Annotated in this window: 9 protein-coding genes; 1 reads left to right on the top strand and 8 read right to left on the bottom strand. The window is 40.9% G+C overall.

The features are described from left to right. Positions 1–180: 180 nt before the first annotated feature. The 4 genes from GNE10_RS23640 to GNE10_RS23655 all read right to left on the bottom strand — a co-directional run bounded on the left by GNE10_RS23640 (position 181) and on the right by GNE10_RS23655 (position 4,928). Positions 181–1,929, bottom strand: a complete 1,749-nt coding sequence (locus GNE10_RS23640; RefSeq protein ID WP_185567249.1) for an NAD+ synthase — start codon at positions 1,927–1,929, stop codon at positions 181–183. Positions 1,930–2,055: 126 nt separating this feature from the next. Beyond that, positions 2,056–2,802 carry an NrtR DNA-binding winged helix domain-containing protein gene (locus GNE10_RS23645; RefSeq protein ID WP_185567250.1) on the bottom strand — a complete coding sequence of 249 codons (747 nt, stop codon included), beginning with the start codon at positions 2,800–2,802 and terminating at the stop codon, positions 2,056–2,058. Then, the gene (locus GNE10_RS23650; protein ID WP_185567257.1) at positions 2,763–3,362 is read right to left on the bottom strand and encodes a nicotinate-nucleotide adenylyltransferase; all 600 of its coding nucleotides are present in this window, start codon (positions 3,360–3,362) and stop codon (positions 2,763–2,765) included. The genes GNE10_RS23645 and GNE10_RS23650 overlap by 40 nt, the downstream gene beginning before the upstream one ends. Before the next feature lie 138 nt (positions 3,363–3,500). Next, complete coding sequence (locus GNE10_RS23655) at positions 3,501–4,928, bottom strand: nicotinate phosphoribosyltransferase (protein ID WP_185567251.1); 1,428 nt, start codon at positions 4,926–4,928, stop codon at positions 3,501–3,503. A gap of 603 nt (positions 4,929–5,531) precedes the next feature. Between GNE10_RS23655 and GNE10_RS23660 the strand changes: the two genes are divergently transcribed. Continuing rightward, positions 5,532–5,693, top strand: coding sequence for a nicotinate phosphoribosyltransferase (locus tag GNE10_RS23660; protein ID WP_099071846.1), 162 nt, complete (start codon positions 5,532–5,534; stop codon positions 5,691–5,693). 627 nt (positions 5,694–6,320) lie between these two features. Here GNE10_RS23660 and GNE10_RS23665 read toward each other — a convergent pair. The 4 genes from GNE10_RS23665 to GNE10_RS23685 form a co-directional block, all read right to left on the bottom strand. Then, positions 6,321–8,135 (bottom strand): bifunctional serine/threonine-protein kinase/formylglycine-generating enzyme family protein, encoded by a 1,815-nt coding sequence (locus tag GNE10_RS23665; RefSeq protein ID WP_185567252.1) that lies wholly within the window; start codon positions 8,133–8,135, stop codon positions 6,321–6,323. A gap of 194 nt (positions 8,136–8,329) precedes the next feature. Beyond that, positions 8,330–9,112 (bottom strand): Uma2 family endonuclease, encoded by a 783-nt coding sequence (locus GNE10_RS23670; RefSeq protein ID WP_185567253.1) that lies wholly within the window; start codon positions 9,110–9,112, stop codon positions 8,330–8,332. A 79-nt stretch (positions 9,113–9,191) separates the two neighbouring features. Next, positions 9,192–9,467 (bottom strand): hypothetical protein, encoded by a 276-nt coding sequence (locus GNE10_RS23675; protein ID WP_185567254.1) that lies wholly within the window; start codon positions 9,465–9,467, stop codon positions 9,192–9,194. A gap of 329 nt (positions 9,468–9,796) precedes the next feature. Then, positions 9,797–11,629 carry a bifunctional serine/threonine-protein kinase/formylglycine-generating enzyme family protein gene (locus GNE10_RS23685; protein WP_185567256.1) on the bottom strand — a complete coding sequence of 611 codons (1,833 nt, stop codon included), beginning with the start codon at positions 11,627–11,629 and terminating at the stop codon, positions 9,797–9,799. Positions 11,630–12,059 lie beyond the last annotated feature (430 nt).

Here is a 12,059-nt window from a genome sequence, read left to right on the forward strand (position 1 = left end):
CCTCAATCCCCTCCCCGCTTGCGGGGAGGGGATTGAGGGGAGGGGTAAAACGATTGTGGGGCAAGAGTTTAAGCTTAAGTTTACACCAATGCCACCCCACAAGAAATAATTAATTATTTCTGACTTCTGAATTCTTCTTCAATTTTGATTTGGAAGTCTCCCGTGTCCCCGTGTCCTCATCTACTTAATTCGCTGCTGGACATCTTGCCCATCCGAAAAAACTAATGTAGGTGTAGATGGGGTTTTAATTTGGTAGGCGTTTTTGATAGCAACCCAGTTACTCGCAATTGGCATTCGCCAGCCAGTTCCAAAGGCGCGGTCAGTGATTTTTAAACCGGGGGGTGCTTGTCGGCGTTTAAATTCAGCACGTGCCACCATTTGAATTACTCGGTCTACAATCAGAGTATCGTGACCGGCGGCGACAATTTGGGCTGCTGATTGGTGTTCGTGAATCAAGCGTTGCAAAATATCGTCCAAAATTTCGTAAGGCGGTAGAGAGTCTTGGTCTACTTGGCCTGGTTTGAGTTCGGCGCTTGGTGCTTTAGTCAAGACATTTTGGGGGATGATTTCGCTATTTTGGTTTAACCAATAACAAAGTGAATAAACGCGGGTTTTGGGAACATCTGCGATTACTGCCAAACCGCCATTCATATCGCCGTAGAGAGTACAGTAACCAACTGCCATTTCTGACTTGTTACCGGTAGATAAGAGAAGATAGCCAAATTTATTAGCGATCGCCATTAATAAATTACCCCGAATCCGGGATTGGATATTCTCTTCTGCCAATCCAAATTCTGTGCCTGCAAATAAATTGGCTAAGGTGCCATCGAAGCCTTGCATTAACTGTTCAATTGGTAAAATATCAGTTTTAATTCCCAAATTTTTCGCTAAAGCCAAAGCATCGCTAATGGAATGTTCAGAACTATAAGGCGAAGGCATGAGAACCCCCAGCACATTTTCTTTACCAAGGGCAGCAGTGGCGATGGCCGCTACTAATGCTGAATCAATACCGCCACTTAAACCCAAAACTACTTTAGAAAAGCGGCACTTGCGGGCATAATCTCTGACTCCTAAAACCAAAGCTTGCCAGATTTCTTCGTCTTCTGATTCATAGGCAGGAGTCACAGCACTTAATTGCAAATCTCGCAGTGTTTCATCAAATTCCACCGCCAACAAATCAGCCTCAAAACCACGGGCACGACAGATAATTTCACCGTTACGATTCAAAGCAAAACTGCGACCATCAAAAATTAAATCATCATTTCCCCCAACCTGATTTGCATAAATAATCGGTTGTTGAAAACGCACTGCGCTATGCTGGAGCATTGTTTCCCGAAACTTTTGTTTCCCCGCAGTATAAGGAGAAGCAGATAAATTAACAATTAAATCTACACCTAAAATTGCTAAATCAGCAATGGGATTCACAGCATAACTACGTTTACCCCAGAATTCCTCATCATTCCATAAATCTTCGCAAATAGTAACGCCAATATTGAGATTATCTAAAGTAAAATAATTAGCTTGCAAGCCTGGTTCAAAATAGCGCCGTTCATCAAAAACATCGTAAGTAGGTAAAAGTCGCTTGTGAAAAACTTGCTTGATTTTGCCATTTTCTAACAAAGAAATACTGTTAAATAAACTTTTACCGCCAGTAATATGTGCTGTGATATTTTGTTGAACAGTTCCTACTAACACAGCTAAATTTGCTGGTAAATCCTGGGCTAAGTTTTGCAAAGTTATATTCATAGCTTCCACAAAACTAGGATTTAATAATAAATCCCTTGGTGGATAGCCACACAAAGAAAGTTCTGGTGTTAGTAACAAACGCGCACCCCCAGATACAGCGCGTTGTGCCGCTTCTAGGATTTGTCTGGCATTTCCTAGTAAATCACCAATTATCGGATTAATTTGAGCGATGGCAATTTTCATATTAGTTATTAGTTATTGGGCATGGGGCATGGGGCATTGGGCATTGGGCATGATGAGATGAAGGGAAAATAATAATTCCTCAGAGTCAACAGTCAACAGTTAACAGTCAACAGTCAACAGTCATCATTAAATAAACACCAAAGGTTTATCTTTCAACGGGGCAAAGGCTTCGGCATCAAACTTATACAAACTAGCCGGACGACCAGCACCGCGTGAGACTTTTATTCCGGTATCGGATAAAAAACCTAATTTTAGTAAACGCGCCCGAAAATTAGAATAATCGGCAAAATTATCGCCTAAAACTGTGGTGTATAACTGATATAAATCATTTAACGTGAACATTTCTGGTAAGACTTCAAAAGCCACTGGACTGTACTCTAATTTATTTCGCAAACGCCTATGTCCATAGGTCAAAATTTCATTGTGATCGAAAGCTAATTGTGGAACTTGTTTAACCGGATACCAAGCTATGCCGGCGACGCCATCGGCAATTAATTCAGCTTCTTCAAATCGCACTAGGGCAAAATAACTAACAGATAAATAACGAACGCCATAACTATCGGTTGCTTCCCGTGGGTCGCGATTCGGGCCTCCAAAAGTATAAAGTTGTTCTAAATAAAGGTTGTTGACCTTGATTTTCTCTGCCATAATGCGATAGGCGGCATCTTCTAAAGACTCTCCTGGACGGACTAATGTGCCGGGAAGACTCCAATGATTTGAAAATGGTTCTTGCTGCCGCATTACTAACAGAACTAACAGCCGATTTTGTGCAGTATCTACAGAAAAAATTACATTATCAACACCAACCTTGAAATCGGCCAAAGGTTGTTGATTTACCGGAGTTGAAATCTTTTTTTGCTGGCGTCCTGGCATTTGTATAAATGCTCTCGATGAATATAAGCAACTACAGGGGGAGTCAGGGCTTGAGAATCTCCATGTTCGCGGTAGGCTGTTGAGGAAATATCTAGACCGGTTAGACTAGCGATCGCTATCTTCCCTCCTAACTTTTGCACTTGTTCCAAACTAGACTCATCTATTGCATATCGCGGTCGCGGCACAATCAATAGTTGCACTTCCTGTAACAAATCTTCAATACGATACCAGCGTGGTAGCTGAGTAAGTAAATCGGAACCAATGACTAATGTTAATTCAACATTTTTACCCCAACGCACTTTGGCTTTTTCCACTGTTTCCAGGGTTCTCAAGCTACTCAATTGTTGTTCTAAGGCAATATTGTGTCGTGGCGCATCGATATCCGCAATCAATAATTGCAGCATTGCCGCCCGATGTTCTAAAGGTGTTTGATGGGACTTAAATGGATTATCTGCTGCCCAAACCGCCACGCCATCGTAAATTTCAGATAACCAACTTAAAACTTTTTGATGTCCAGCAGTTGGCGGATCGGCACTTGTGCCAAATAAAGCAATTCTCATCATCTTGTGGGATTTTGGATTTTGGATTTTAGATTTTGGATTATGGAAGAGTCACTAAATAAGCTTTTTGGCGATTCATCCATCTATCGCAATCATTGTTCAAATTGCTATTACTTTGCGTCCTTCTCTAACGAGACGCTACCCGAATGCGGTAGCCTGCGGTAAGTCGCTGGCGCGTCTACGTTTCTGAGTCTGTTGTGTTAACACCTGCAACTTCTCAGAAATTTCTACTTCTAAGGCCACAGGACGATCCAAGCGCCGTGTCTGTTCTGGCAAACTAGCAACGGAGGCAGTAGTACGCTGGCGAATTGTTTCTAAAGTTTCCAACGGTTGCGTGGGTTTACCCTGCTGAACTACCAACTGCAATAATGGTTGTTCTTCCCCCGAACTTTCACCTAAAAGTCCCAATCTGTCTGCTTTTACCTTACCTCCTATAAACGAGCGAAAAATCTGTTTGCGTCCTGGATAAGTTACCTTTCCACTGGATTGTTTCATCACTGGGATGCCATCAATGTCTACAAGTTTGTAAACTCCGTTTACAGGAGAACCTGTAACTAATCGCGTCCCCAATCCGTAACCGTCGATTTCTGCCCCAGCAGCTTTGAGTCTGGCAATTTCCCACTCGTCCAAGTCGCCACTAGCAAAAATTGGCACATTGGGAAGTAGCGATCGCACCTGTTTTGAGAGGTCAACTAAATCACCAGAGTCCAATCTCACGCCTGTTAATTGCATTTCACCGGAATTTACTTTTGCCGCTAAGCCTTGGGCCGCAGCGATGGTATCGTAGGTGTCAATCAACAATGGCGCACCCGGAAAATATCGATGAAATGCACTAAAGGCTTGTTCTTCAGTGCCTTCTATGGCTGAGAGTGCCATTACTAAGGCGTGTGCCATCGTACCACTTGGCTTTTGACCCAGTTGTAGCGCTGCTAACACATTAGAAGTAGAATCTAAACCACCCGCCAAGGCCGCCCGCGCCGCCCACAAAGACCCCTGGGGACTAAAGGCCCGTCTGGTGCCAAATTCCAAAAGTGTTGCTGACTCTCCAGCCACATCCCGCAACCGTGCCGCTTTTGTGGCAATCAAAGTCTGATAATTAATAGTGTTTAACAGATAAGTTTCCACCAATTGTGCTTGCCAAAGAGGTGCTTCCACCCGCAACAATGGCTGATTGGCAAACACAGCCGTACCTTCTGGTACTGCCCAAACATCCCCGGTGAACTTGCCTTGGGCTAACAACGACCAAAAGCGATCGCTGACTCCAGCAAAAATTCCCGTAGCCTGTAATGCTGCAATTTGCGATGGACTAAAGCGTAATTTCGCTAAATATTCCAACGCCTGCGTCAAACCCATTGCAATTAAATAACCAAAATTCTCTGGTAAGCGTCTGACAGACAATTCAAAACTTGCCCGTCGTTGTTCTATACCTTCCCCTGTGTAACAAGCCGCCATTGTCAATTGATAAAGGTCAGTCAGCAAGCTGTAGTCATCCGCACACAGGTTTAACTCCTGGTTTTGCTGGCCTTGTTGTTTATGTACATAGTCCAAATCTGGGAAAGTTGTCATGGCAGAGCTGCCTTATAAAAATGCCTCTTTGATTTATGGTAATATTTACCATAAATCTTGTCAACTTGTAGCAAATATGTTTGAAAAACCACTGAAAAACCTTGGTTTTTAGGCATATTAACAATAATTTTATCAAAAATTTAATATTTTTTAATAGTAATAGCTATTAATAGCGCTATGAGCCAATACGCTTCAGGTAAGGTAACTCGCAAAAATAAATTATTTTGGTTCAGGTTGTTGACACTCAACAGTCAACATCGATATTGTTCACAATTGAAATCAGATTGCTATATAGGATTCGTATTTGATTTTTGTTAAGCTAGGTACACTTTGATTCCTTCTTACCTGTTCCCTGTTCCCTGTTCCCTGTTCCCTCTCTACGCAAATAATTTCAGGAATCAAAGCGGATTCTTATAGCTATGTTACAATTAGAATTAAGGAAAAAAATTTTGACTTTTTGAAAAGCTAAAGTATTGCAAACTTATCTGAATAAACATTGCATACATTCTCAATATATTGAGAGTTGCTGCTAGCTAACAGAATCAGGATTAAAGTATAAATATCACAACTAAAGTGACTCAAAAATTTAGGAGTCCAAATAATATGAATATTACCAAGATTTCCCAAATGCTTGCTGACATGGCACAGTATATTTATGAAGCTGCAATGCGGATTTTTGGGCCTAATGATGATGCTTATCCTACTATTGGCATACAACCTTTTACCGGTGAGCCTTACAAGAAAGGTACAGCTGATAATTGGTAGTTACTCATATAGCAGTCCGATTTGATTAATGAACTGATCTGTATAGGCAGGCAAGAGGCAATAGGGAATAGGCAACAGGGTTATAAAAGAGTAAAGTGTACGGAATTTTGTTCAAAAATCAAATAGGATTCCTATAGTTAGGTACGGGTAATAAACAATTCAAAATTCAAAATTCAAAATTACAGACATTTTCAGTAGGGGATTTAAATCCCCACTGAAAATATATCGATTCAGGAATTAGCTTGATTTAAGAAGAGACTTCCAAATTAAAAAACATCCAACTTTTATTGTGGGGTGGACATCTTGTCCGCCCTTACTGATGGGCGGGCGAGACGCCCACCCCACAAGATTGAATAATTTATTTTTTAAGTAGCTCAACCTAAAAAAACTTCATACGTAGATGTCAATAAATAAATGTAGGGTGTGTTATGCCGTAGGCTAACGCACCTCTGTAGACTGTACTATAGCAATTGAGGTGCGTTACGCTTTGCGATAACGCACCCTACCATTGTTTTATGTTTAATTAAGTTGACCTACTTAGTAATCCCTAATTGTTGTTGTGAAAAATTGCGATCGCACTTTGTGTGAAAAGGATAAAACTAAGAAGTGTAAAGGTTAAACAAGTCCTTATGGAAGAACGGAGACGACACGAAAACCGATACTGTTGAAACGGAGATCCGCACCGTCAGCCTTACGATTTGCACTGCGACAACCTTCTGGAAGGAAGCCCCAAGAACCACCGCGCACCAGTCTATCAGATAACAAATTCGAGAATAAACCAGTTTGTAACCAGGCACTACCATCAATTGGTGCGTACTGATAGTTATTATGATAGTAATCTTGACACCATTCCCAGACGTTACCATGCATATCGTATAAACCAAAAGCGTTAGGTGGAAAATTGCCTACTGGTGTTGTTTGTCCGCGATATTGACCCTTTGGTGCAGAAGCGTATGTGTAATTTCCGTTGTAGTTTGCTAAATCTACGGTAATAGTTTCACCAAAATAAAATGGTGTAGTGGTTCCAGCACGACAAGCATATTCCCATTCAGCTTCACTCGGTAACCGATAATTTCGTTTTGTCTTTTGACTCAACTTTTGACAGAATTCCAGCGCATTCTTCCAACTCACATTTTCTACAGGTCGGTTTGCACCATTGGTGCGGAAGTAAGCAGGGTTATTCCCCATAATGGCTTCATACTGCGCTTGGGTAATTTGATATTTACCCATCAAAAACTCACGAACTGTTACCTGATGCTGTGGACGTTCGTTAGCTTTTCCCTTGTTATCTGGTGAACCCATGATAAAAGTACCACCAGGAATGGATGCCATTTCTAGAAATACACCATTTCCCAAGTCTTCAATAAAAAAGTTTGCGCTATGGCGTTTATAGTTAATTTGTTTACCTGTTGCGTCTACTGTAACTACATCGAATTCAAAAGTTTGTAGAGATATGGTGTTTGCTTGAACTTTTGGTAATTGCGGTTGGGGAATGGAGATAATTGTTGTTGGAATTTTGGGTTTTGGGGAATTTAAATCTTCTAAAACTTCTGCTGCTGATTGATATCTTTCCTTTGGTAAATGCTTGAGTAATTTATCAATAATTTGCCCTAAATCGTCGCTGATAGTAACACCTTTTTCCTGCAAAATTTCTCGCCACAACCACTGACCATTAAAAGCATCATAAACACGGTCATGGAGATTTCCAGAGGTATCTTCCACAGCCAAACTTTGAGTTAAAAGCCGCGCACAAGTAGCACCCAAAGCATATAAATCACTTAAAGGAGTGGCGAATCCTGCCATTTGTTCGCTTGGGGCATAACCAACGGTGTAAATTCCTGTGGCTTGTCTGGCTAAACTGGTTTGGGTTACTTGTTTTGCACCGCCAAAATCTATGAGAATTAGTTTGCGATCGCTCTGTCTTCGCATGATATTTTCTGGTTTAATATCCCGATGGATGACGTGGCGATGGTGGATGAATTCCAGGACTGGTAATAAATCTGCTAAAAGTTCTCGAATTTGCGCTTCACTAAAAGCTTGTTGCTGAAGTTCTTTGAGTAAAGTTTGCCCGCGAATAAATTCTTGCACGAGATACAAACTTGCGCCTTGTTCAAAATAAGCTAACAATCTCGGAATTTGAGAGTGATTTTCTCCCAATTCATAAAGTCGTTTCGCTTCTTGTTTGAATAATTCCGTTGCTTTAGTTAGTGCTGCTGTTCCTTGCACTTGGGGAAAAAATTGTTTGATGACACAAATATCATCAAATCTACCCGTGTCTTCTGCTGTATAAGTTCTGCCAAACCCACCTTCGCCCAAGAGTTGCAAAACACGGTAACGATTTCCCAGCAGATTACCAAAGTTATTTTGTCCACAACTTGTGCAAAATCTATTGCTATCAGGGTTGAAGGGATTTGAGCAATTAGGATTTTGGCAGATTTGCATAACTCAGAACTACAAGCAGTTTGTTCTATATATTACCAGCTTAGCTCATATTCTAATACGCTTGGGTTAAGGATTATTTGTCAAAATAATTGTTCTACAGAAGCGGCGATAAATCGCGTCTCTACATAGGGTTTTGGATTTTTTTGAGATTTGAATTTTTCTCTCAAATCTCAAATTTCCTAAGGGTGTTTTGGCTAACTCAACGTGTCAGGATCGATACCCAATGCACGTAACTGTTCCCGCAATCGCTGATTTTCTTGTTCTACTGCTTCCGCGCGTTGGCGTTCGGTTTCCGCCCGTTGGCGTTCGGTTTCCGCACGTTGGCGTTCGACTTCGGCGCGTTCGTCTCCTGTGAGGAGTAAATTACCTTGTTCATCCCACCATCGCAACCAAGGTATTTCTTTGTCTAATAAAAAATTACCTTGCCAAATACCTAATTCCACACCCATCGGTGCAATTGGATAATGTCCTCTACTATTGGGAACCATTTTTTCGTAATGATTAGCCACTAATTGATAGACTTCCACCGATGCTTTTTTCACTTCATAAATGCCGTAATAGGGAGGACGGATGATATTTTCATAAATCCAGAATTTACCTTGGTAGGGCGTTTTATCTCGTTCTTCTTCCCCATTTCCAGAGACAAATTCTAAAACAATCATTGGCGCAATTAATTCTTGCCAAAAAACATAAGAACGCCGGAATTGACCGTCAAGAGTTGGTGGTACATTTGGCACGTAAAACCAATCTGGTGCTTCAGCACCCCGTTCTGGTGGTTCTGTTAATCGCCAGTAAATACCAGAATCTTGACCGATGCAGTAATAACCGTCAGGATGAATTTCTTGTAATCGTGGCAGAATCGAGTCAGTTAAGAGAATACTTTGGGGATGTTCTTGAAAATTTTTCACGAAAGTACCATCGGACTCTGGTAGTTGAGTGTGGTCTGGTAGGGCAAGATTTTTAGCTTCGATGACCATCGTTTTACCTCACCGAAATTATTAAGGCAGATAATTAATATAGTAGAGACGTTACATTGCAACGTCTCTACAATTTGGGTTATTGCATGAGAATGTAACGGATTAAAATGCTCATTACCTCATTTGGTTTACCAGTTGGTATCAGTGGACTCCAGTCTCCGACACTGGCGTAACCAATTACTTGCAAATGATGAATTGTACTGATAACAGTTTTGGATGAACCCGTCAGCGTGTGCTTAATTGGCTCTCTTTTAGGAAGTCGCTGTGGGGAAAATTCTTTGGGGGTGGGTGTATCTAAATTTTCACCCAAGAACTGCTCTACCTTTGATTGGGCGGATTGTGGTAATTGTGTCATGATTGTATCTATCTCCTGTAGGGGGATGACTAAAGGCGATCGCATTGATCTTGGCGGAACAGGCGATCGCCTTTGTCATGCTTTTATATTAAAGTATAATTTTATACTTGTCAACTACTCTTGCCAAAATTTGTATTAATAATTTCCAAGTTTTAACGGGTATAAATTATCTAGAATTGGCAGCACTCTACAAAACTGTAAGTAGATTTCCGGTATTTTTTCCAAAAATATTGATTTTGAACTTCAAAACTTGATTTTGAACTTCAAAACTTGATTTTAGATTTCAAAACTTGATTTTGAACTTCAAAACTTGATTTTGGATTTCAGTTTCAAGTTTCTTGGGAAAATACCACCCGAAAGCCACAAATTCTCAACCCGCCGTCTGACTCATTCCAACTACGGCTGGCGCTGCGACAAAGTTCGGCGCTAAAACTCCAAGAACCACCGCGTAAAACTCGACGATGCACATCACCGCCAGTTTCCCAAACACTTGCATCGGTAGGTGCATCATGATAATTGTTATGCCACGGGTCGGCGCACCATTCCCAAACTAGCCCGTGCATATCGTATAATCCAAAGGCGTTGGCTACTTCAAAACTGCCGACGTTAGTTGTTTCTTTGCGGAATTTGCTTTTTGGTTCGTCAGCACAGCAAACCAAATCAGTGGTAATGTTTTCGCCAAAGTGAAAGGATGTCTTAGTTCCAGCACGACAAGCATATTCCCATTCCGCCTCACTGGGTAAACGATAGTCGCGTCCAGTTTTTTGTGATAGCCTCAGACAAAATTCTACAGCTTCATGCCAAGATACATTTTCTACTGGTCTATCAAAACCTTTGAATTTTGAGGGATGAGGATTTAAGGTTTGGTTGACTTTGGGTAATGCTGCTACTACTCTCCACTGTCCTTGAGTTACAGGAAATTTTCCCATAAAAAATGGTTCTACAGTCACTTGGTGTTGAGGACGTTCGTCAGCGTCTCCTTCAAAGTCTGGCGAACCCATCATATATGTACCGCCAGGAATTGATACCATTTCCAGGGTGACAGACTTACCCAATTCTTCAGCAAAAAATTTTGTACTGCGACTAACACGGCTAACTTCTCTACCTGCTGTGTCTACCGTCACCACATCAAATTCAAAACTTTCTAGAGGCGGTAACGGTACTATTACTTTTGGTGGTGGCGGCTGTAATATAGGTTGGGGAAGAGAAACCATTTTGAGTGCAATAGGTTCAAGATTTGATTGGATAAACTCCAAATCTTTGATAACTTCTGTTGCTGTTTGATACCTTTCACTGGGTAAATGTTTGAGTAATTTATCTAAAATTTTTCCTAATTCGTCGCTGATAATAATCCCTTTTTCTTGTAATCGTTCCCGCCACAACCATTTAGCGTTCATGGCATCATAAATAGGATCTTTAACTTGTCCAGAAACATCTTGTAAAGGTAAACATTGAGTTAAAAGACGCACGCAAGTTACGCCTAAAGCATATAAATCACTGGCGTGACAAGCAAAACCAGCCATTTGTTCGGTTGGTGCATAACCAAGTGTATAAATTACTGTGGCTTGTCTGCCTATACTCGTTTGTGTGACTTGCTTTGCACCACCAAAATCAATTAATACTGGTTTGCCATCACTGGTACGGCGGATAATATTTTCTGGTTTAATATCCCGGTGAATAATATTACTGCTATGAATGAATTCTAGAACTGGCAATAAATCAGCTAAAAGTTGCCAAATTTCTGCTTCACCATAGATTTGTTTTTGGACTTCTTGTAAAAGAGTTTTTCCCTGAATAAATTCTTGCACGAGGTACAAACTAGTACCCTGTTCAAAATAAGCAAGTAATCGAGGAATTTGGGTATGATTTTCTCCGAGTTCATACAAGCGAAACGCTTCTTCTTTGAAAAATTGCGCTGCTTTAGTACGTTGTCCAGTTCCTTGAAATTGTGGGAAAAATTGCTTGATGACGCAAGGCGCATTGAGTCTATCTACATCTTCTGTAGCGTAAGTTTTGCTAAACCCACCTTCGCCTAACAGCCCCAATACTCGGTAACGGTTTCTCAGAAGTTTGCCAAAGTTGCTTTGTCCGCAACTGACACAAAATCTATTGCTATCAGAATTAAATGGATTTGAGCAATTGGGATTTTGGCAGATTTGCATAATGAAGTGAAAATAGCATCTTCTCCAAAGTTAGCCCCAATATCATCTTATTGAAAACAGTTATGTAGAGAAGCGAACACGGAATTTTTTATATGTGTTTAAAAATATGTGGGGAGTTAGGAGTTAGGAGTTTGGAGTTAGGAGTTTGGAGTTGGGTGTTAGTAATGTTTGGTAGCATGGTGATTGAGGCTAACGCAGTAACGCACCCTATTTTTAAAGTCTGAATTATGGATCATTCTTCAAGATAGCTGTTGTTTTTGGCTAAAAAAGTTCGCTAATAACTAAATAATGAATAACTTTTATCAGAATATAAATATTGGTAATTACTAACTAATCCGGAATCACCTCACCCCGCCAAAGCTACGCTTTGTCTCCCCTCCCCTTAGCAAGGGGAGGGGATTAAGGGGTGGGGTGCAATGGCTGTGGGAAT

It is taken from the genome of Nostoc sp. 2RC (genome assembly GCF_014222165.1).
GTDB classification, from domain to species: domain Bacteria; phylum Cyanobacteriota; class Cyanobacteriia; order Cyanobacteriales; family Nostocaceae; genus Nostoc; species Nostoc linckia.

Bases quoted from the DNA above. Each gene is read 5' to 3' on its own strand.
- GNE10_RS23645 (WP_185567250.1), bottom strand. From the start codon at position 2,802: ATGCCAGGACGCCAGCAAAAAAAGATTTCAACTCCGGTAAATCAACAA.
- GNE10_RS23665 (WP_185567252.1), bottom strand. From the start codon at position 8,135: ATGCAAATCTGCCAAAATCCTAATTGCTCAAATCCCTTCAACCCTGAT.
- GNE10_RS23685 (WP_185567256.1), bottom strand. From the start codon at position 11,629: ATGCAAATCTGCCAAAATCCCAATTGCTCAAATCCATTTAATTCTGAT.
- GNE10_RS23670 (WP_185567253.1), bottom strand. From the start codon at position 9,112: ATGGTCATCGAAGCTAAAAATCTTGCCCTACCAGACCACACTCAACTA.
- GNE10_RS23640 (WP_185567249.1), bottom strand. From the start codon at position 1,929: ATGAAAATTGCCATCGCTCAAATTAATCCGATAATTGGTGATTTACTA.
- GNE10_RS23655 (WP_185567251.1), bottom strand. From the start codon at position 4,928: ATGACAACTTTCCCAGATTTGGACTATGTACATAAACAACAAGGCCAG.
- GNE10_RS23650 (WP_185567257.1), bottom strand. From the start codon at position 3,362: ATGAGAATTGCTTTATTTGGCACAAGTGCCGATCCGCCAACTGCTGGA.
- GNE10_RS23660 (WP_099071846.1), top strand. From the start codon at position 5,532: ATGAATATTACCAAGATTTCCCAAATGCTTGCTGACATGGCACAGTAT.
- GNE10_RS23675 (WP_185567254.1), bottom strand. From the start codon at position 9,467: ATGACACAATTACCACAATCCGCCCAATCAAAGGTAGAGCAGTTCTTG.